This is a genomic window from Luteibacter sp. Sphag1AF (genome assembly GCF_014192715.1).
Classification (GTDB): Bacteria; Pseudomonadota; Gammaproteobacteria; order Xanthomonadales; family Rhodanobacteraceae; genus Luteibacter.
This window is the reverse complement of sequence record NZ_JACHYH010000013.1, coordinates 1-19,514: the sequence shown is the minus strand read 5'-3', so window position 1 is coordinate 19,514 and position 19,514 is coordinate 1. Positions and strand designations below refer to the sequence as shown.

Annotated in this window: 19 protein-coding genes; 8 read left to right on the top strand and 11 right to left on the bottom strand. The window is 62.6% G+C overall.

Annotation, left to right across the window (positions count from 1 at the left end; translation table 11 throughout):
• Nucleotides 1–128: 128 nt before the first annotated feature.
• From FHW69_RS18500 to FHW69_RS18475, 6 genes are all read right to left on the bottom strand, one after another.
• Nucleotides 129–824: an NAD(P)-binding domain-containing protein gene (locus FHW69_RS18500; RefSeq protein WP_183424587.1), complete on the bottom strand. Its 696-nt coding sequence runs from the start codon at nt 822–824 to the stop codon at nt 129–131.
• Between the two features lie 72 nt (nt 825–896).
• Nucleotides 897–1,559, bottom strand: a complete 663-nt coding sequence (locus FHW69_RS18495) for a PAAR domain-containing protein (RefSeq protein WP_183424586.1) — start codon at nt 1,557–1,559, stop codon at nt 897–899.
• Nucleotides 1,560–1,683: 124 nt separating this feature from the next.
• A complete protein-coding gene (locus tag FHW69_RS18490; protein ID WP_255494897.1) occupies nt 1,684–2,718 on the bottom strand; it encodes a DUF4105 domain-containing protein in 1,035 nt (344 codons plus the stop codon).
• Nucleotides 2,719–2,797: 79 nt separating this feature from the next.
• Complete coding sequence (locus FHW69_RS18485) at nt 2,798–5,092, bottom strand: Orn/Lys/Arg decarboxylase N-terminal domain-containing protein (RefSeq protein WP_183424585.1); 2,295 nt, start codon at nt 5,090–5,092, stop codon at nt 2,798–2,800.
• Between the two features lie 27 nt (nt 5,093–5,119).
• Complete coding sequence (gene adiC, locus FHW69_RS18480) at nt 5,120–6,445, bottom strand: arginine/agmatine antiporter (RefSeq protein WP_183424584.1); 1,326 nt, start codon at nt 6,443–6,445, stop codon at nt 5,120–5,122.
• 48 nt (nt 6,446–6,493) lie between these two features.
• Entirely contained in the window at nt 6,494–7,975 is a 1,482-nt protein-coding gene (locus FHW69_RS18475) for a DcaP family trimeric outer membrane transporter (protein ID WP_183424583.1), read from the bottom strand.
• A gap of 253 nt (nt 7,976–8,228) precedes the next feature.
• On the opposite strand from FHW69_RS18475, the gene FHW69_RS18470 reads away from it, so the two are divergent.
• Genes FHW69_RS18470 through FHW69_RS18460 form a run of 3 tightly spaced genes read left to right on the top strand, consistent with a single transcriptional unit; the run spans nt 8,229 to nt 12,158 of the window.
• A complete protein-coding gene (locus FHW69_RS18470; protein ID WP_183424582.1) occupies nt 8,229–9,533 on the top strand; it encodes an amino acid permease in 1,305 nt (434 codons plus the stop codon).
• Nucleotides 9,534–9,544: 11 nt separating this feature from the next.
• Entirely contained in the window at nt 9,545–11,425 is a 1,881-nt protein-coding gene (locus tag FHW69_RS18465) for an alpha/beta fold hydrolase (protein WP_183424581.1), read from the top strand.
• Between the two features lie 37 nt (nt 11,426–11,462).
• On the top strand, nt 11,463–12,158 hold the full coding sequence (locus FHW69_RS18460; protein WP_183424580.1) for an HAD family phosphatase: 696 nt from the start codon (nt 11,463–11,465) through the stop codon (nt 12,156–12,158).
• Here the strand turns inward: FHW69_RS18460 and FHW69_RS18455 are convergent.
• Nucleotides 12,155–12,442 (bottom strand): WYL domain-containing protein, encoded by a 288-nt coding sequence (locus FHW69_RS18455; RefSeq protein WP_183424579.1) that lies wholly within the window; start codon nt 12,440–12,442, stop codon nt 12,155–12,157. The two genes, FHW69_RS18460 and FHW69_RS18455, sit on opposite strands and share 4 nt — an antisense overlap.
• A 78-nt stretch (nt 12,443–12,520) precedes the next feature.
• Here FHW69_RS18455 and FHW69_RS18450 point away from each other — a divergent pair, with 78 nt between their 5' ends.
• The 4 genes from FHW69_RS18450 (at nt 12,521) to FHW69_RS18435 (ending at nt 15,252) form a co-directional block, all read left to right on the top strand.
• Nucleotides 12,521–12,904, top strand: coding sequence for a multidrug efflux SMR transporter (locus FHW69_RS18450; RefSeq protein ID WP_183424578.1), 384 nt, complete (start codon nt 12,521–12,523; stop codon nt 12,902–12,904).
• A gap of 107 nt (nt 12,905–13,011) precedes the next feature.
• Nucleotides 13,012–13,449 carry a MarR family transcriptional regulator gene (locus FHW69_RS18445; protein ID WP_255494896.1) on the top strand — a complete coding sequence of 146 codons (438 nt, stop codon included), beginning with the start codon at nt 13,012–13,014 and terminating at the stop codon, nt 13,447–13,449.
• A 33-nt stretch (nt 13,450–13,482) separates the two neighbouring features.
• Complete coding sequence (locus tag FHW69_RS18440) at nt 13,483–14,046, top strand: isochorismatase family protein (protein ID WP_183424576.1); 564 nt, start codon at nt 13,483–13,485, stop codon at nt 14,044–14,046.
• Nucleotides 14,047–15,252 (top strand): MFS transporter, encoded by a 1,206-nt coding sequence (locus tag FHW69_RS18435; protein ID WP_183424575.1) that lies wholly within the window; start codon nt 14,047–14,049, stop codon nt 15,250–15,252.
• A 22-nt stretch (nt 15,253–15,274) separates the two neighbouring features.
• Here the strand turns inward: FHW69_RS18435 and FHW69_RS18430 are convergent, their stop codons facing one another.
• From FHW69_RS18430 to FHW69_RS18415, 4 genes are all read right to left on the bottom strand, one after another.
• Nucleotides 15,275–16,216 (bottom strand): hypothetical protein, encoded by a 942-nt coding sequence (locus FHW69_RS18430; protein ID WP_183424574.1) that lies wholly within the window; start codon nt 16,214–16,216, stop codon nt 15,275–15,277.
• Nucleotides 16,217–16,218: 2 nt separating this feature from the next.
• Nucleotides 16,219–17,316, bottom strand: a complete 1,098-nt coding sequence (locus FHW69_RS18425) for a hypothetical protein (RefSeq protein ID WP_183424573.1) — start codon at nt 17,314–17,316, stop codon at nt 16,219–16,221.
• Between the two features lie 180 nt (nt 17,317–17,496).
• On the bottom strand, nt 17,497–18,705 hold the full coding sequence (locus FHW69_RS18420) for an aminotransferase class V-fold PLP-dependent enzyme (protein ID WP_183424572.1): 1,209 nt from the start codon (nt 18,703–18,705) through the stop codon (nt 17,497–17,499).
• 8 nt (nt 18,706–18,713) lie between these two features.
• Nucleotides 18,714–19,073 (bottom strand): DUF1304 domain-containing protein, encoded by a 360-nt coding sequence (locus FHW69_RS18415; protein ID WP_183424571.1) that lies wholly within the window; start codon nt 19,071–19,073, stop codon nt 18,714–18,716.
• A 72-nt stretch (nt 19,074–19,145) separates the two neighbouring features.
• Here FHW69_RS18415 and FHW69_RS18890 point away from each other — a divergent pair, with 72 nt between their 5' ends.
• Nucleotides 19,146–19,385 (top strand): hypothetical protein, encoded by a 240-nt coding sequence (locus FHW69_RS18890; protein ID WP_221195631.1) that lies wholly within the window; start codon nt 19,146–19,148, stop codon nt 19,383–19,385.
• The last annotated feature ends 129 nt before the right edge of the window (nt 19,386–19,514 follow it).

Sequence of the window (19,514 nt, the reverse complement as noted above, 5' to 3'; positions counted from 1 at the left end):
CCCATACGCCCGGTTACTTCCCGCAGAAGCGCCCGCAGAACGCGGCGCTCCTGATTTTGCGACCGGCAAGGGTACCGCTTTCCCGCTGCCGGCGACAACACAGTTGGCTGCAGGATGATCACCGAATTTTATCGGGGCTGGTCAAAGGTGCCAGGGCTGTGTTCCGTGCCCCGCCACTCGGGCTTGCGCTCGCGCTGGGCGTCCAGAAGTCCCTGCTGAACTCGCTCCAGCGAGCCATCCGTACAGTAAACCGGGGACCCCGGCTGCTGTTTCCAGGATTCATCCAGCGTGCCGGCATCCACGCCATCGAAACCAAGCTCGGCCACGAGCTTGAGGACAGCGGCCTTGGCGTTGGGATCATCGCCCGCCACAGGCAGCGCGATCCGGTCCAGCGCCCCAGGTTCGCGCCCCATCTTCATCAGGTGATCGGCATAAATGTTGTTGAAGGCCTTGATGACCGGGCGCCCAATCTGGTTGGACACCCAGCGGCTTTCGGCGGCGCCCTGTTCGATGCCTTCGATGCGGCCATCGCGCTGGCGCGGGTAGTAATTGCCTGTGTCCACGACCACCACGTCCGCCGGCACGCCGGCAAACAGGTCGCCGGGTAAGTCGGGAACGCGGGCCTGCGGAATGGTCAGCACCACGATCTCACCGGCGGCGGCGGCCTCGCGGGCGGTGACGGCGCGTGCCCCCGTTTCATCGGCCAGGGCCTGCAGGGTCTCTGGCCCGCGCGAATTGGCCACTGACACCTCGTGTCCCAGCGCTCGCAGGCGTCGGGTAAGCGTCGCGCCGATATTCCCGGCGCCAATAATGCCTATCTTCATTCGATCCTCCGGCAGTCATGCGCCCCCACCAGCACGCGGGGCATCGGGCATTGTTCGGCGTGCTCTGTGAAATCAAAGCGAGGGGGGATGCAATTCGCGCCTGGGGCGCCCCCGGCGCCGCCTGCGTGGCTCGGCAAGCAGCAGGCGCTCTGCGGGCACGAAGTCCAGGGCAACCGTTTCCAGCTGGCGCTCTTCGGGCATGCCGAACTCGAAATATACCGAAGGCCGCTCTGGTCCGGTCATGGGCACGACAATCGTCAGGCCGTATTCGTCGGTGTAGTGCCAGGCCTCGCCGCCATTTTTTCGCGGCAGCACGTAAGACACGTCGGCCACAGGCTTGCCGCTGCGCATGTCGCATACCCGGAAACGCAGGCACGCAGCAGGGTCGGTCAAATCGGCCGGCGCCGCGATGCAGCGCGAGGTAGCGGCCCTGACAGGTGCCATCACATCGGACGAGCCACAGGCCCAGAGGCTGCTCATGAGCCGGGCGCCGCACGAGGTGGCATCGCCGTGCACGGCGAACGCACGGGGGCGGTCAGGCGGCGGCAGATCGCCCGCCATGATCGTGCAGATGGCGCGGCAACGGGGACACAGCACCTTGTCCCCTACCCGGGCCACGGCACGGCCGTTCAGGCGCGCCACGGGGCATCCGGAGATCACCTGCCCGCCATGTGTCGTGGTATCGCCCACCACGACGATGGGCCTGCGTCGTTTCCTGACTGTCTGCGTATCCAATGCAGCGCTCCTCCATGAGGCTTCGGTAGAGATACGCTCATCCGGCGTACCCGAAGCCTATTGGAGCGCCCCGCACGGGGGGCCGGATATCAGACTGGTCTGAGTTAAGTGCCGTAATTACGCATCAGGGCGACGGGGCGGCCGGTGCGCCACGCGCAGGCGGCACGCCCTGGCGGATGGCAGCGGAAAAGTCGTCCGTGGGCGTGGTCTTGAGCGCCCGATCGGTGATGCGCCCCATGTTGCGCCACTCGGCCACGCTGAACCGGTGATCCAGCGCGCCGTTGTCGTGAAGGTATTCGGGCAGGTAGCCGGTCAGCAACAGGCGCAGGTCCAGCGGCAAGCCCGGGTCGATACGCCGCGCCATGCGGTACACGATGGTGGTGCAGTTGGATGAAACGGTGTTGTAGAAGCGCGGGGTCCGGGTCAGCTCGTTGGCTGCGTTCACATACGACACAAAAAGCGAACGCATGGCCTCGCGGGGCATGTTCAGTGGATACAGATAGTCGTCCTCGCCACGCACATTCGTGCGCACGCGGATGATGTCGTGCTCGTCAGCGGCAATCAGCACCAGCTCGAACTGCTTGAAGAAACCGCCGATCTCGGAAAACGCCTCGCCTTTCTCGCGGCGGATTTCCATGGAGAACACCACATGGCGTCCATCGTCGAAACCGAACGAAATCATCGCGTGAGCGATGGCACGACTGCCCCAGTACGACAGCACCGCGTCTGCCGACACCAGATGATCCAGATCGTACTGGCGGGTTTCCCAGCGCTCGTCGAAGTCATCGTCGGTGCGCCAGTCAAAATCGCGGACGTTGACCAGGGTGACCTTGCTACCTTCCACCGAGCCGTGCAGCAGATGCGAAACGTCCGCCGCCCACACCCGGTCATTGGACGGCCGGATGGTCACCCACCACGCAAACATGAGCAGCAGCAAAGCCAGGTAGGCCAGCAGGGGCCACCACGCGCGACGCGTCAGAGCGAGCACCATGGCCGCCAGCACAAGGGCAGCCCAGGCAAGTGTCCCGACCCAGCGCGCCGCCGTCCCACCGGGCAGTTGGTACCAGAGGGCGAAGCCACCCCACAGGCCCGAAGCCACAACCAGAAGTCCCGTGAGTCCGCCCAGCACCGTGCGGACCAGCATCCCGCGTTTTCTCATTCCGCCATCCGTTCGCGGCCCCGAGGCCCGTGTTGAGACAAGCCTCGGGGTTCACGCGGGAGAACGCAATGGGCGAGACTCACACCCCGGTCAGCACCTCCACCTTGTACTCCGGGCCATCGGGACCGTTCTCGATGATGAGCCCGTGCACATCCGACTCGAACCCGGGGAAGCGCTCGTTCTGTGCGCGGGCAATGCGCAGGGACTCGATGATCGCGTCGTTCTTTCCGCCAAAACGTTCACCCGGCATGATCGTCGGAATGCCCGGCGGATACGGCACGATCATCGTGGCGGCCACACGACCGCTGATTTCGTCGATGGATGCGTGCTCGATTTCGCCCTTCACCAGCCGGTCGTAGGCTTCTGCGGGAATCAGTACAGGCTCGGGCAGGCCGACATACATTTTCTGCATCACGTCGGCAACCTTGTACTCCACATTGAACGCATGAAGGCTGTCGCACAGATCGCGCAGGCCCACACCGGTGTATGCGACCGGGTAGTCGGCCACCAGCGACGGAAGCGCATTCACCAGCAGCTCGTTGCGGTCGTACAGTTCCTTGAATGCCAGCAGCTCGGTGGCCAGCGTGCTCCATTTACCCTTCGTCACGCCCATGGAGAACAGCAGCAGGAAGGAATACAGGTTGGTTTTTTCCACCGTGAGGCCGCGCGACCAGAGGAACTTGGTGACGATGGCCGCCGGGATGCCTCCCTTCTTCGTCGACTTGCCATCCATGGCGAGGCCAGGGGTGAGGATGGTGACCTTGATCGGGTCGATCATCACGTAGTCTTTAGGCAAATCGCCAAAGCCATGCCACGCGGCCTTCGGCGCCAGACGCCAGTCGGCCTGTTTGGTCTGCGCCGGCAACGCCGCGCGCTCGCCCTGCTGAAGCTTCTTCTCCAGCGCATCAGGCTGCCACACACGGAACCACCAGTCCGGCGCACTGAGTCCGTCTTCGATATGCAGCATCGCCCGACGGAAAGCCACTGCTTCGTCGTGGGTTTCCTGTACCAGCGAACGGCCCGCCCTGCCCTCCATCATGCGCGCGGCGATGTCACAGGCGGCAATCACGCCGTAGTGCGGCGATGTCGTCGTATGCATCATGAAGGCTTCGTTGAAGCGCGCGACATCCAGCTTGCGATTGCGCCCATTACGGGCATGCAGCATGGAGGCCTGCGAGAAAGCCGCCAGAAGCTTATGCGTGGAGTGCGTGGTGAAGATCACCGGCTCCTGTTCGCGCGCCTTGCCCTTGGCCATGCCGTAGTGGTTGTCGTATAGCTCATGAAATGCAGCGTACGCGTACCACGCCTCGTCGAAATGCAGGAAGTCGACACCGCCGCCGATATCCGCGGCAATGCGCTCGGCGTTGTAACAAAGGCCATCGTAGGTAGAGTTGGTGACCACGGCCATGCGCGGCTTCTTCGGATTCTTCGCCTTGCTGGCCAGCGGATGCGACGCAATCTTCTTCGCCATGGCCTTCGGATCGAACTGGTCGAGACTGATGGGTCCGATGATGCCGTGCGCGTTGCGGCTGGGCGTGAAATACACCGGCACGGCGCCGGTCATGATCAGCGAGTGCAGCAGCGACTTGTGGCAGTTTCGATCCACAAACACCACATCGCCACGGGCCACCGTACCGTGCCATACGATCTTGTTCGACGTGGAGGTGCCGTTGGTGACGAAGAACGTGTGGTCGGCGCCGAACGTGCGCGCCGCCTCTTCTTCGGCCAGCTTGATCGGGCCGGTGTGGTCCAGCAGGGAGCCCAGTTCGGGCACCGAGATCGACAGATCGCTGCGCAGCGTGTTTTCCCCATAAAACTGATGAAGCGCGCGCCCCACCGCTGACTTGGTGAAGGCCACGCCGCCACCGTGTCCGGGCGTATGCCAGGAATAGTTGGACTGCGCGGTGTGCTGGATAAGCGCCTTGAAGAACGGTGGCAGCAGCTTGTCCATGTACGCGTCTGCCGCCCGCATCACCTGCCGTGCGATGAAGCTCTTGGTGTCCTCGAAAAGAAAAATGAACCCATGCACGCGACCCAGAAGCTTGGCGGGAATCTGTTCGATCGTGCGGCGTTCACCGTACAGGAACACGGGAAGATCGCCACGACGCGCCGACTGGTCTTCAAGGAAGTCCAGCAGATCGTCAAACTGGGTCGGTCCCTCTTCCGTGCCGTCAATGGAAATAAGCACCGCAGAGGCCGCGATGTAGGTGCGGGCGGCTGCCTGCGCATCGCCCATGGTCAGGCCGCTCAGCACGCGCTGATTGTGCGTACCCAGTTCCTCGGCAAGCGCGCGAATCAGGATGCCGTTGATGCGTGGTGAGTTGAAGTCGTCGTCGATGATGACGATGGGGTAATCAAGTGCATTGAAATACATGACCGGACTCCAAAGGGAACGGATATATCAGGGGGTTTTGACCAGCCGGCCGCGCGCGCGGCGCTGCTCGCTGAAGAACGGATAGAACACGGTGATGAACAGCATGAAGAGGAACGCGTACGTCACCAGGTTGCCTTCCGTTCCGAAAATGGCCCACAGGCAGTACACGACCACCACGCTGGTCAGTGCCCAGTAGAAACCCGTGTGCGCCGTGGAATGCGATTCCTCCACGGCGAAGTAGCAGGCAACCGACGAGTAGATGTACGGCAGAAGCGTCAGGACGACAGCGGCCTGGGTAATCAGTTCGAACTGTGCCGAGGCCGTGGGCGATGACGCGGTAACGACCACGATCAGCGACATCAGCACGCCCACGATGACCAGGCCGAGCACGGGCGTGTCATTCTTGTCGGTCTTGCAGAAGACCTTCGGGAACAGGCCGTCGTCGCCGGCTGCCTTGGCGCTCAATGCGGTCAGAAGAATCCAGCCTCCCAGCGAACCACCCGCGCCCAGTGCCGCGCACAGGCTGACGATGCCGCCGCCGATCTGTCCCAGCGCCACCTGTGCCGCCAACGCGAACGGCGCGTCAGCCACCTGCAACTGGTCGTTTGGAATCATGCCCATGATGACGCCGGAACTTAAAACGTAGACGACCGCCGCCAGCGCCACGCCCGCGATGGTGGCCTTGGCCACGTTTTTCTCCGGGTCCTTCACCACCGCTGCCGATACAGATGCCGATTCCACACCGATGAACGCCCACAGCGTCAGCGACGCCGCGCTGGAAATCGCCTGGAAATCGCTCTTGCCCGACACGTTGTGCGCACCGGTAAAAATGTCGGCCTTGAACCAGAACCAGCCGAACAGCGCAATGCCAAAAAGCGGAATGAGCGCGAACGACGTCGTGACCGACTGGATCTTCGTCACCACGTTCGCGCCCATGATGTTGGCAAACGTGAAGAGCCAGATCAGTGCCAGCACCACAAAGGTGCGTACCATAGGCTCGCTCAGCGATGGGACGAAGTAGCTGAAATAGCCCACGGCCGCGATAGGAAGCGCCACGTTGCCGATCCAGTTGGCAAACCAGTAAATCGTATTGGTCTGAAAGCCCATATACGGCCCGAACGCGTCGCGCGCATAAGCGTACGGACCACCGGCCTTGGGCGCCAGGCGGCCCAGCTTGGCGAACACGAAGGCCAGCAACAGCGAGCCGATGGTAGTTACGGCCCAGCCCCACATGGAAATCGTACCTATTCGGGCGAGGCTGCCAGGAAGAAGAAAGACGCCTGAGCCCATCATGTTGCCTGCCACCAGGAAGGTGGCGGCCACTACACCGATCTTGCGCTGCTCGTTTGCCATAACGCGCTCCCGCTGAAAAAAGAGAACCGGCGCTGCCCGCTCATCCGGCTATTTGACGAAGCTGTATTGCAGTGAACCCTGTACCCGCGTGTCGTTGGCCGTGCTGCCGTCCTGCTGGCGGAGCCGTCCGTGCAGCACCTCCACACCCATGGTCCAGGTTGGCGCAGGACTCCAGATGATGTTGGCAGCGCCATAATTGCTGTCGCGAAACGCACTGGTCGCCAGATAATCGTTGGCGGCCATGCGGGCCACGCCGTACACCAGATTCGAGCGCCAGTGCTCGCTCCAGTAATGCGTATAGGCCGCGTAGCTTCCCCAGGTCTTCAATGCGCGCAGACGGCCGTCGTCTTCCACCACGGCATCCAGGCCCGAGCCCGACGTATCGGACAGATAGCGTGCAATGCCCTTGCCGTAGGCGGCACTGAACATCAGCAGATCCTGCCCCACCGTCGTGAAAGCACCAGCCAGCGCGATACCTCCGCCCATCGTGTAATCACCATGGCCCATCTGCGTGTATCCCAGACGGCGCACAACGGCACTTGCCTGCAGGTGGCCCCAGTCGCGCTCGATGCGTCCGGCCAGCACGACGTCAGGAACCTGCTGGGTACCACTGATCGGCCTGGTTTCATCGACCACGCCAATCTGCGACTCGGGACGCTCGGCGGAAAGGGTGATGCTGTTGCCGCGACCGAACTCGAATGCCTGATGGATGCCCGGTTGCAGCAGGAACATCTGACCACCCGGACCTGCAAAATCGAGCGTATCCGGCAGCGCATCGGGGTCCATGAAGGACGAATAGCCATAACCGGCATACGTGTTTCCGATCTGTCCGAATGCCTGACGAAGATGGAACTGGTAGGCATTGTTGCTGCCACCGAAGAAGTCGTTCTCCAGGTAGAAACGAAGACTGCCGTAATCGGTAGGACGTCGCGCTTCAAAACTGAAGCGCGTCTGCCGCGCATGCATGTTGAAGTTCGAATGGTTGATGTTCGGATCGCCGATGGGGAACGCGGCGGGAATGAACTGCTCGTGATCGCCTGCTTCATGCGTGTCGTAGATGGCGTCCAGCTTTGCGTAGCCCCCGATGCGGATCATCGTTTCAGTACCCGGAATCGGAATGAAACCCTTCAGGTCCGGATCATTGGGCGGCGGACGGTTGTCAACTCGCGAGGCACCTGTCTGGTTGTCGGACACACTCTGCTGCGATGGCAAAGGAGACTGCTGCACACCGAGCGACGCCGAAGCGTTCTGCGCCACCCATGGCGCCTGCCCCGACGATGATGCTGGCTGCGGTGCGGAGACTGCGACCGTTGGCTTGCTGGTTGTGGCTGGCGTGCCCTGCGTGGCAGGACTGGCTTGCGCATGTTGCTGGACGGCTTCGACGCTGTCGAGCCTTGCCTGCAATGCCCGCACTGTTTCGCGCAGGCTCTCCACTTCTTCTTTAAGCGCTTTGGTATCTTCCTGCGCATGTACGCCAGTGGAGGCCGCAAGACCCACCACAACAGCGCACGCCCATAACCCCTTTTGCATAGCGCACTCCATTCGCCGTCAAGACAGCAATATGTGAAGTAAGGCGGTGTTGCATTGCGCGCGGTACGTCGATGAGGCTAATCGGCCATGCGATTAAAAGGCAAGACATAAAACACATTCAGGGTGAGGCGAATTGCCCCGGCGCGATGCGCAGCACACATTCACTTCTTGTTGACAATGGCATGAGCGCGTGTGCGCATGATGCGCAAACCTATAAGCTTCGTCCCATACAAATCCTGTCGAGGGAACGCCTGTGAGCGAACGTCCTGCCCGCAAGATGGGCCTTACCGCCACGACCATGCTGGTGGCGGGAAACATGATCGGCACGGGCGTTTTCCTGCTTCCCGCCAATCTTGCAAGCGTCGGAAGCATCTCGATCTTCGGGTGGATCGTGGCCACCGCAGGTGCAATGGCACTGGGTCTTGTGTTCGCGCGACTGGGACGGCTCGATCCGCAGGAAGGGGGCCCCTATGCCTATGCGCGGGACACCTTCGGTTTTTACGTAGGATTTACCAGTAATTATGCTTACTGGTTTGGCAACTGGATTGGCAACGTCGCCATTGCGTTGGTAGTAACCGGTTATCTGTCAGAGCTGATTCCTGGATTGGATTCCCCTGCGACGCGAGCCATATTCACCCTCGCCGTCATCTGGTTGCTGAGTTTTGCCAATGCGCGCGGCGCGGCATGGATCGGCCGCCTGGAAACATGGACGCTTTCGCTGGCCCTGATCCCCATCGTGTTCATTGCGGTTGGTGGCTGGTGGTGGTTTGACCGCGATCTGTTCCTGCGTGGATGGAACGTTTCCGGACAAAGCGACTTCGCCGCGATATCCAGCGCGGCGTCGATGGCGCTGTGGGCCTTCATGGGCGTGGAGAGCGCCGCCGTGTCGGCCGGCGTGGTCGACAATCCCCGTCGCACCATCCCCCTGGCCACACTCTTCGGACTGGGCATCTCGGCCGTGGTCTACATCAGCTGCTCCACGGTCATCATGGGCATGTTGCCGATGGAGGAACTGCGCACCTCGTCCGCACCCTTCGCCGAAGCCGGGCGCATCATGGTCGGGCCGTGGGGCGTGATCGCCATCGGCCTGTGCGCCGTGCTGAAGTCGACGGGGGCCCTGGGTGGCTGGATGCTGCTGGTGGGCCAGTCTGCCAAGGCCGCCGCTGAGGACGGGCTGTTCCCGGCGATCTTCGCAAAGATGAATCGCCACGGCATGCCGGGAGCCGGCCTTTATATCGTGGCGGTGCTGATGAGCGGCATGCTGTTGCTGACCATGTCGCCCACCCTCGCAGGGCAGTTCCGCACGCTGACCGGCATTGCGGTATTGCTGGCCATCCTGCCCTATCTCTTTTCAGCCGTGACCGTGATCCGCTTCAGCCTGGCGCAGCACGAAACCGGCATGCGCCGGCTGGGCAGCTATGCCATTGGCGTCGTCGCCAGCATCTACTGTCTGTGGGCCATACTTGGCGCCAGTCCCGTCCAGGTGATGCAGGCGGTGGTGTTCGTGCTGATCTCCGCCCCGCTCTATCCTTTCTTCATGCGCCACGCAGAAAAGTAGACTCCAGACCCATGCTTTCGCTTCGTGTTTTTCTGTTGGCCACCGTGCTGCTGGCCTGTTCCGCGTGCAACATGGTGGGCATCCGCCAGGTGGCGCCGCGCGATTACGTCAACGAGCGGCGCTCCGATGTCCTGAGCACACGCCGGCTCAGCGACAGCACCATTCAGACGCTGAACGTGGTCGCGGTGCCCCCGGATGATTGCGTAGCCAACCTCACTCCGTGCGAAAACACGCTCGCCCATTCCCTCGGATTGAACGACGAGCAGCGCTATTCGGCCCTGGCCGAGCTGTGGCTTGACGTCGCCGTGCGTGCTGACCCGTCCAGCAACACGCGTCCGCTGGACGACCGCGCGCTGGACGCCTATATGCGTTCGGCCCGCTACGCGTACATCTATCTCTTCCGCACGTCGCGCACGCCCGAACAGCGGGCGTTCGAACTGCGCCAGGTGCAGGTGATCGACTTCTACAACTTCGCCACCCAGCGTGCGATGACGCGATTCTTCGATGCGCTGCCCACGCTTGGCACCGGCTGGACGCGCGCACAGATTGCCGGATGGACCATCCGGCGGCCCCGTTCCGATGTGCTGGTGGGTGACAACGGCGGTGTGCCGGCCGAGCTGATCGCCGCATCGGGCCTGCGTTTCAAGGGCCTGCGCAACGTGTACAAGCGCGACGGCTTCGGCTCGGAATTCGTGGCGGTCGCAGCCCCCGATTCCCCCGATGACAACCGCGCCTGGCGCAACCCTGACTACGCACCGCTGACCGGCACGCTGGAATTTGCCGGCGACACGCCCGACTCCGTGCTGGCCGTGCAGGATGTGAGCGTAGTCGCCAGCGATCCGTACCACGACAAGACGGTGACCGTGGGCGGCCAGTCCGTGCCACTCGCCGCAAACTTCACGGCGCCTTATGGCGTGTGGCTGGCCCGCTCCGGCTTCGCCAGCCAGTCCATCCGCTCCCTGCTGGGCCGCGAAGGAGGACTGAAGACGCCGCGCGTGCTGTTCATGCAGCCCTATGACCCGAACCGCATCACCGTGATCATGCTGCATGGCCTGGCCAGCAGCCCCGAGGCGTGGGTCAACGTGGCCAACGAGGTCATGGGCGACGACGAACTACGGCGCACCTATCAGATATGGCAGGTGTACTACCCCACCAACCTGCCGGTAGCGGTGAACCTGGCCAACATCCGCAAGGCGCTGGACGCCACATTCCAGCACGTGGACCCCTCCGGCACCGCACCCGCGTCGCACAATATCGTATTGATCGGGCACAGCATGGGCGGGGTCATCGCCCGATTGCTGGTGTCCACCAGCGACAACGCCCTCTGGCAGTCGCTGCCGCTGCGGCGCGACCTCAGCCCCGAGCGGGAACGCCAGGTGCGCGAGCGGTTGAAAACATACGTGAATTTCTCCCCGATGCCTGGCGTGACCCGCGCCATCTTCCTGGCTTCGCCGCACCGGGGCACTCCCACGGCCCAGTTCCGCCTGGCGCGCTGGATTGGCAACCTGATCCGCCTGCCGGCCGACCTGCTCAAAGAAGTGGCGAGCCTGTCCGATGCGTGGAACCCCGGCGCCGACGGCGCTTCCGCCCGTATTCCCAACGCGGTGGACAATCTGAGCGACAAAGACCCGTTCCTGCGCGCCTCGGCTGATCTGCCCATATCCCCGGCTGTCCACTACCACACCATCGTGGGCGTTTATAAATCCGAGGGGCCGCTTGCGACCAGCAGCGACGGCGTGGTGCCCTACTCCAGTGCGCATCTGAATGGCGCAGACTCCGAACTCGCGGTACCGTCATGGCACAGCGTGCAGGAAACGCCGCAGGCGATCCTGGAATTGCGTCGTATCCTCAGGCTGCACGCGGCGGCCGTCCGTGAAGAAATGAAACCATAGCGTGACATGGCTGGAACACTGACAAGGGCACCGAACCATGGTCCTGTTTCCCGCGACACCCATGGCCGTCTTCTTTGATCTGGACGGCGTGCTGTTTGACACCGAATCGCTGTACCGCGACGCGCTGCGGGAAACGGCCAATGCGCGCGGCATTGATGTGCCGCGCATCCTGTGTGACCGCATGGTCGGCCTGCACTCTCAGGCCGCGCGCACGTTGCTGCGCGAACACGTGGGAAATTGTGAAGACCTGGACGACGTGTGGGACGGCGCGGCAAAACTCATCGCCGCCAAGTTCGACACCGACCTGCGCCTGAAGCCCGGGGTGATCGAGCTACTGGACACACTGGACGAATTCGCCATTCCCAAAGCGGTGGTCACCTCGTCGTCGCACAAGACCGCCACTCATCACCTGGAAGCGTTCAACCTCATCGACCGCTTTGAAGCCGTGGTGGCATCGGGCGATTGCGAGCGGACCAAGCCGTGGCCCGATCCGTACCTGATGGCCGCGCGCATTTTCAACAAACCGCCGCAATCGTGCCTGGCGCTGGAAGATTCGCACCTGGGCGTGCGCTCAGCCGTGGCCGCCGGCGTACCCACCATCATGGTGCCCGACTTGTTGCCTGCCAATGCCGAAATGCGGCGCATGGCGCGCAGCGTGATGGTCGACCTGCTCGAAGTGAACGCGCGCCTGCGCGAAGCCTGCCTGGCGCCTCTGGGCCGAATAGACGGCTAAAGCCTGTGCTGGATGGTGGCGAACAGGCCATCGTCCGGCTGGTAGTCCGGGCGCGGCCCGGCGAAGTGCTGATCGAGCACGCGCAGGCCTATCATCTTGTCCATGCGGAACAACCGCCAGCCCGCGGGTTGTCCGGATCGGCTGCCGCCTTCCACCTGGTAAGCACTCAACAAAGGCTCGCCCCGCGCATCCACGCCGTAGATGTGCGGCTCCACGATGCGCTCCGTGCCGTCGTAGGTAAAAATCAGCAGACGGTGCTGTGCAATGGCCAGAGAAATCGACATGTTCCCAAGCATACGCCCGTCGCGCGTCGTCGCGCACTTTGCGCACAGAACAGACGAAAAAGTCGAGTCTCGACGTCGATGAAAAGGTGGCCTACCGTGACGTTTTCGCCGGAGGCTGCCATGAACTGGATGTCTTATCTCGCCCTGCTTGGAGCCATCGCGCTCGAAGTGGTTGCCACCAGCTCGCTCAAGGCCAGTGACGGTTTCACCAAAGCCGTTCCTGCCATCGTATGCCTGCTGGGTTACGGCGCTGCCTTCTATCTGCTGTCGCTGACACTGCGGCATATTCCGGTCGCCATTGCCTACGCCATCTGGAGCGGACTGGGCATCGTGCTCATCGCCGCCGTGGCCTGGGTCCGCTTCGGTCAGAAGCTGGACGCCTGGGGAATGATCGGTCTCGGCCTCATCCTGGCGGGTGTGCTGGTCGTGAACCTGCTTTCCAGATCGGCACAGCACGGCTGATCCATTCGTAAAAACTTGCCCGTTGACGGTGCCGTCGACGGGCGCGCATCCTGTGGATACGAAGCCTTCCTTCGTAGTTTTCCTTCACATCCTCCACGGTGATGGCCATGACTCCCCCAACCCCGGCTCTGCCGATGCTGGCTGCCGACCTGCGCACCGTGCTCGGCCATATGAAGCGCCGGCTGCGCGAGCAGGCCAACATGGGCGACCTCACGCTTTCCCAGCTGGCGGTGCTCGGCCACCTGGATCGCACCGGGCCTGCCACGGTCACCATGCTGGCGCGCGCGGAAGGCGTGCGACCACAGTCGATGGGAGCCACGGTGGCCGTGTTGCTGGAAGCAGGCCTTGTCGCCGGCACACCCGACCCCGCTGATGGCAGGCAAACCATTCTGGATGTGACCGCGCATTGCCGCGACCTCATCGAAGCCAGCCGAGTTACCCGGGACGACTGGCTGGTGAGCCGTATCCGGAGCGAACTGAGTCCGGAAGAACAGCAACAGCTGACCGACGCTGTCGATCTGCTCAAGCGAATTGTTGACGTCTGAACCCCGCACTCCTCCGTTTCACAAGGACACCCCATGCCCGTTACCACCCTCGATACGAAAACCGCGCTGGTCCTCATCGACATGCAGAAAGGCATCGTCGCCCTGCCTACCGCGCATCCCATCGACGACGTGAAGCAGCATTGCGCCGCGCTGGCGAAGGCCTTCCGCGCCGCCGGCCAGCCCGTCGTACTGGTCAACGTGGCCGGTGGCGCCAAAGGACGCGCCGAGCAATCGCGCCCGATGCACGACCTCCCCGCAGACTGGACCGACCTGATCGCCGACCTCGACGCCCAGCCGGAAGATCACCGCGTTACCAAGCACACCTGGGGCGCGTTCACCCAGACCGATCTGGACACCTGGCTGCGCGCCAACGGCGTGACCCAGATCGTGCTCGCAGGCGTGGCCACCAGCATCGGCGTGGAGTCCACCGCACGCTTCGCCCAGGAGCTGGGCTACAACATCACGCTGGTCACCGACGCGATGACCGACATGGTTCTTGAAGCACACGACAACAGCGTGACGCGCATCTTCCCGCGCCTGGGCGAAACGGGCAGCACCCGCGATGTCATCGCCCTGCTCAATGCGAAGAACGCATAAGTGATCCGCACCTTCCGCTCGCTCAGGACATACAACTATCGTGTCTGGGCGAGCGGAGCCATCGTGTCGAACATCGGCACATGGATGCAACGCACGGCGCAGGACTGGCTCGTGCTCACGCAGCTGACGCACCAGAACGCGACCTCCGTCGGCATCGTGATGGCGCTTCAGTTCGGCCCGCACATGCTGCTGCTTCCCGTCACCGGGTTCGCGGCCGATCACCTCAACCGGCGCAAGCTCCTGCTGGCGACTCAGGCAGCCATGGGGGTACTGGCGCTGGGGCTTGGCCTCCTTACCCTGAGCGGACACGTGCAGCTGTGGCACGTATACATCTTCGCCTTCCTGCTCGGTTGCGCCACGGCATTTGATTCCCCCGCGCGACAGACGTTCGTTGGTGACCTCGTGCCAGACGAAGACCTTTCCAACGCGGTAGGGCTGAACTCCACCTCGTTCAACGCCGCACGCATGATCGGTCCCGCCGTGGCAGGCGTGCTTATCGCCGTGGTCGGCACGGGCTGGGTATTTGTGCTGAATGCGGCGTCGTTTCTTGCCGTGATCGGCTCACTGAACCTGATGCGTGTGAGCGAGCTGCGTCCGCGCGAACGGGCCGTGCGTACGCGCGGCAGTTTCGTGGAAGGGTTCCGCTATGTCTGGCGACGGCCGGATTTGAAGGCAGCGCTTTTCATGCTGTTCCTGGTGGGCACGTTCGGACTCAATTTTCCCATCTTCATTTCCACCATGTCCGTGGGCGTATTCCATGCCGGTTCGCGTGAATACGGTCTGCTGACTTCCGTGATGGCCATCGGCACCGTCGCCGGTGCGCTGCTTGCGGCAGGACGTGCAAGACCGCGCCTGGAACTTCTGGCCGGAAGCGCTGCGCTGTTTGGTGCCGGGTGTCTGCTGGCCGCCGTCATGCCGACGTATGGCTGGTTTGGGCTGGCGCTGGTCGTTATCGGGGTGGCATCACAAACCTTCACCACCACGACCAACACCACCGTGCAACTGTCCACCGAGCCGCAGATGCGCGGCCGCGTCATGGCGATTCTTCTGGCTATCGCACTGGGCGGCACGCCCATCGGTGCGCCCATCGTGGGCTGGGTGGCTGATGTGATGGGCCCGCGCTGGGCATTGGGTATTGGCGGCCTGGCGGGGCTGGCGGCTGCCGCCGTAGGCATTTATGCACGAAAAATCCCGCGCCCTGCCTGAGGGCGCGGGATCTGCCTGCTACTTACATTTCATCGTGACACGGGTTGCGTGGCGGGTGGTCTTCATCCTCACCCGAAAGCACTTCTGCCGCGTCGTACCCGGCCGTGGTGGTACCCCGCTCGGCAGGCGGTACAAACACATGTTGCAGATAAGCGATCATTTCCTCACGCATCGCACGGAAGTCACGCCAGATCGGCGTCTGCTCACGCGGCTCGCCCGTGCCACGGATGCTGGTGACATGCGTATCCACGTTGTATCTCGCCGCAAAACGCGCCATCGCACGAGCACACGACGGACACATGCCCCGGCTGACATAGACTTCCAGATGCCCATTCGCCACCACCTCGCCTGAGGCGATTTCCCTGACCAGCGTCTGCAATGCACGGATTTCCGCATCATTGTGATTTGCCGTCGGATCTTTCGGACTAACCGGCGAAGGGGTGATGTCAGAGTTGGCCGGAACGCCCGCACTGGCGAACGTGGCAGCGGGACTCACCAGCCGATAGTACGGACCATCCGGGTCATCCAGGAGCTCGGGGCGCAGTTCGGGAAGATGCAGATGGGGAGAGTTCTGGGTCAGATCCCGAAAAGGCCGCCCGGACACCGCGAGATAGACGCGCGTCTGCTGCACATTGTCGCGGGTGAAGGTGTAGATGAGCTGCGCAAACGTGGCGCGACGGATCTGCTGATAGATGCGCACCAGATCCTGATCATTGATCGAGGCACGATTGTTCGCGCTGGCCTCGCCCAGATACGACTCCAGCGCGGCCCCGTACTCCACAAGAGGCGTACGCAACATCGCCAGGATGGCGTCATCGTGATCTTCGGACACGAAGTCTTCCATGATCGGCGGATCATCCGGCCACGGCTCGCTGGTCGGCGGGTCGTTCGTTGTGCTCGCGCCGCATGTGACAGCCCAGGAAAAGCACGCCGCGATCATCACTGATTGAAGAAACTTTTCCATGTTCATTCCCCCTGCTGCCAGCAAGTCAATTGCATTGCTTTGCGCAGCGCCACGGCCGCGGTGTGATAAGGCACGTCGCCTTCTGCAAACAGTTTTCGCGCAATGCGGGCTTCGGCCCATTCGATGCGCGTGGATTCGTCAAAGCCGCTCCAGCTGTGTGTGCCCCAGCCTCCCTGGCGCGACATCGCCACGGCCCGCGACAGTGGCGGCAGTCGGGGTCCGCCATTCGCGCTTCCCACAATTTCCGTGTGGAACTCACGGGCGTACCAGCGAAATACCGCCCGATCCGTCGCATCGTTGAAACAGGGCGCCACGCCGGGTTCCAGGGAAAACACCGGATCATGCTGTCCATTCGTCAGACAGGCACCCGGAAAACGGGGCGGAATATACGAAGCCGTGGCCCGGGCTACGCGAAACGTGGCCTGAAGATCGCGTTTGCCGTAACCGTTGGCATGGCCGACGCGCCACGTCGCCATCTCGGCATCCAGAATCTGCATCAGGTAGAACGCATCGAATTCACTCAGATCGCGCTCGTCCCTGGCAAGCAGGAAATGGTTGAGCACGTCTTCACGCAATCCCAGCCTTGCATGTTGCTGACGCGGAACACCCAGCATCTTCCGCCGAAGAATCTGCGCGGCAACCGCAAAGTTGCCCGCAATGATCGGATTGTTCTGCCCCGCGAGCAAAGCCGCCTGCTCGTAAATGTCGCCGTCAATGCCTGCCTTCATCGCATTGGCGATCAGGTACAGGTTATGCGTATTTGTCCCATACCAGTCATTGGGAACTGCTCCGTCGTCGGGCAATTCGGCCTTGGTGTATCCCAGATCCCATGTCTGCAGGCGCGTTGCTTCCAGCGGAGAGATGGGGTGATCCGGGTGCTGCGCGCGCTCGATAGCGCGGGTCATGGGCCAGTCCACCGCGCGAAGTTCAAGGTCTTTCCATCGCGAATACGGCGACGACGGATTCAGCAGGACGTAGCTGGCGTACTGCTCATCGGACACCGCAAAGGCACCCGTTTCGCCGTAAACGCCGTATTCCTTCGACATCTCCAGAATGAGCGCGGCGTAGATGTCGTCGGTCAACGCGGAAGCGGAAACCACGGCAGGAATCATTCCGGCCATGGCAAATAGCAAAGCTCGTAACATGAAGAAGGCCTCTCATCGGGGCCGCCCATTACAGCGCCGCAGCCCACGCGCAGGCATCAGCGAAGAATCATTCAAGGCGCCATCGGGGATGACGCTGACGTAGCGCACTATCCCTGCGCAAACGTCAGTTCCGGATCAGATTCGCGCCATCCACGCAGCCGTGCGCCGGACATCAGCCGCGTCATGCCAACCATGGAACGCGATGCGCAGGAAGCCATCGCGCGTACTTGCAGTAATGCCTTCGCGCTCGCCCAGAGCCAGCAATCGGGTAACCGCCTGCGCCTGTTCGTCGTCATAGTGAAAGCACAACGTGGGACCCGTCCGACGATGATCCACGAGGCATCGCACGCGCGCTGCATCGGTTTGCCAGAAAGGATCGTCCTTCAGCGCGTCCAGCAATTGCTGCTGCAACGCGCGCACGTGATCTTCAATGCGACCGATGCCCGCACCCAGCAGCATGGTCAACGATGCTGCAAGCGCCCGGCAGTTCACGATCGAAGGACTTCCCGGCTCCAGCCGTCGCCCATCCGTCGCCCACGGCACGAGGGGAGCCTCCTGCACGCCCGACTGCGAAAACGCCGAGGGCGCAGCAAGCCAGGTACCCGATGGCATAAGCAACGCGCGAAGCTCCGGACTCGTCCATAGCAACCCCTGCCCCTGCGGCCCAAGCAAACCCTTATGACCACCCGAGGCAAACGCACTCACACCAGCCAGTGACGCAAGGGTCGTACCCGCCCCCTGAATGCCATCCACCACAAGATGCACGCCGCGCTCGCGACACGCCTGCCCCAGGCGCTGCACATCGAGACGGATGCCGTCCTGATAACGTATCCACGACACCGCGACGATGCGTGTGCGAGGCCCGATGGCATCCATCAGACGCTGCTCCGGGTCCACTGCAACGGTAGGCACGCGTGGCGGCAAAGCCTCCTGCCCATCCCACAACGTGACCTCGCGACACACAACACCGCGCGCAGACAGCGCCATCCACGGCAGACGGTTGCTCGGAAATTCATCCCGGGGAATCAGCACCTCATCCCCGGGCTGCCAGGGCATGCCGAAAGCGATGGCTTCAAGACCGGTCGTCGTGCACTGAGTGATGCTGATGTCACTGACATCGGCATCAAGCAGTTGCGCACCCGCATCGCGCAACGCCTGGCACGTACCCAGGAAATCGCGCTCCCAGTTCATTTCCCAGGGACGCAATTCCTGCTGAAGAATCTCCTGCATGCCCGCCAATGCACTGCGCGGCATCGGCCCGTCCTTGCAATGCGCCAACCAGAGCCGCCCGGGCGGAAAGTCGAACAGTTCAGGCGAAAGCGGCGGCGAATCAGAAAGCGACATGACAACCCTTAATGCGCAACCAGCGTAGCTGCCAATGCCAGCGCAGCGGGCAGCGCCTGTACGAAAAGAATGCGCCGACTGGCCGTCGCCGCGCCCCAGAGCCCGGCAACCACCACGCATCCCAAACCGTAAAGCACGAACGCATGCCCCAGCGGATCAGCCAGCGTCAGTCCCAGCACCAATGCCACCACGAGAAACCCGTTGTAGAGGCCCTGGTTGGACGCCAGCGATGCCGACTCCTCGGCAAACTGCCGCGTTATTCCGAACACCTTCGGCCCACGCGACCGCCACAACACCATCTCCAACACCACGATGTACAGGTGAATCAGGATGACCAGCACGGTCAGGATGAGGGCGAGCAAGCTCACGGCAGGTTCCTTGGGGCCAGATGGATGACCGAATCAGGATAGCTCACGGGCGCGACCAGGGGGCGCGGCTTTGTGTGTTTCGCCCCCCGGGGCAGCAGGGCTTCCATTGACGGCAGCGGCGCCGGCATCCTCAAGCACGATGGCTACAACGTGACCATCGTCCAGATCCCCACCAGTTCGCTCGCCGACGATGCGGCCTTCAGCAAACGCGTACTGGGCAAGCAGAGCGGCCCGGTCGTTCTGGTCGGGCACTTCTACGGCGGCGCAGTCATCACCGAAAAACCAAATCGTGACTCATGTCGGTTCCGTTGAATGAGCGGGGCTTCGGCCAGTACCCTTCCGCGAGTGAAGCGTCCTCGTACTTTCGAGTCATCTGGAAATAGAGGTGGTTGATGATGCCATGGCATAGCGGATAGGCGACAGACCACCGAGAGAGCGATG